Source organism: Flavobacterium agri (genome assembly GCF_013401995.1).
Lineage (GTDB): Bacteria > Bacteroidota > Bacteroidia > Flavobacteriales > Flavobacteriaceae > Flavobacterium > Flavobacterium agri.
The window spans coordinates 4,527-5,508 of record NZ_JACBJI010000017.1; the positions used below are offsets into that span (position 1 = coordinate 4,527).

General features: G+C 36.0%; 1 protein-coding gene. It reads left to right on the forward strand.

The window, feature by feature from the left end:
• The first annotated feature begins 139 nt into the window (after nt 1–139).
• On the forward strand, nt 140–511 hold the full coding sequence (locus HZF10_RS17650) for a hypothetical protein (RefSeq protein WP_176007566.1): 372 nt from the start codon (nt 140–142) through the stop codon (nt 509–511).
• The last annotated feature ends 471 nt before the right edge of the window (nt 512–982 follow it).

Sequence of the window (982 nt, forward strand, 5' to 3'; positions counted from 1 at the left end):
AGTGGCTACCATGAAATCTCGAGAAATATGAAACGCTTTTTATTCACAATTTCCATTTTGCTCCTTTCCATGATTAGCGGATGCAGAAAAACAGAATCAAAACATGAAGTAATTCCTAGCTGGGTCAAAATATAGGTTTATGAATTACGAAGAGCATTATATCTTTTGGAGACCAAAAAAATTGGATAAAAAATATAGTTCAGAAATAATTTTCGAAGAAAAAGACATTAGTTATAGATTCTTCAATAATTCGCGTCTGTTTAAATACAAAAACTTAAACAAGAATGGTTTGTATCTAATTTGGTCAAATAAGAATCATGAAAAAATCGATCTTATTGACAATCCGCACGGGTTAAAAAGTTTTCCACTTGACGGAGATGTTTTTGCAACGTATCACATATTGAATGATTCTGTTATACAGGTCGATTATAAATTTGTTGAATGGATTAAAAAAGTTAATGAAATAAGCAAAGATTCTATATTCCCAAAATTTCTATATTCAATACATTAAGCAATTATGGCAGCCTATAACCACCGCTAATTTCGATTGCGGCAGATTGACTAATGGAACGGGCTGTTCTTTAATTTCGTACTTTTCGGCGGAGAGTACTCTCTCCGAAACGCCGCAACCGAAATTAGCGGCCTAACGTTATCGTCCAGCCACGTTTCACGACAAATTAGGAACGTCTCTCCTATTCTGGTTTTAGTTTTTTCCGAGATTCCAACTTGATGTCCATATTGAAGAAATTTTTCCTCTGTGCGATTTGGAAAGGCTAGTCACAATGCCGACCGAACCTAATCGCAGAAATAACCGAAAAAAGTTAGTTGCAGCCGGTCGTAGCGTAAAAAGATTTTTTGGGAAGATTTCGGTTTTTTATTTTTTCTGAACCGCAAGCAGTTCGTGCGGCCGAGACGATAACCGCTGGTAATCGCCAGTGCGGGTTTTCGATAAATCGAAACTCTTTTTTATTAACTTCGTCTT

Bases quoted from the DNA above. Each gene is read 5' to 3' on its own strand.
- HZF10_RS17650 (WP_176007566.1), top strand. From the start codon at position 140: ATGAATTACGAAGAGCATTATATCTTTTGGAGACCAAAAAAATTGGAT.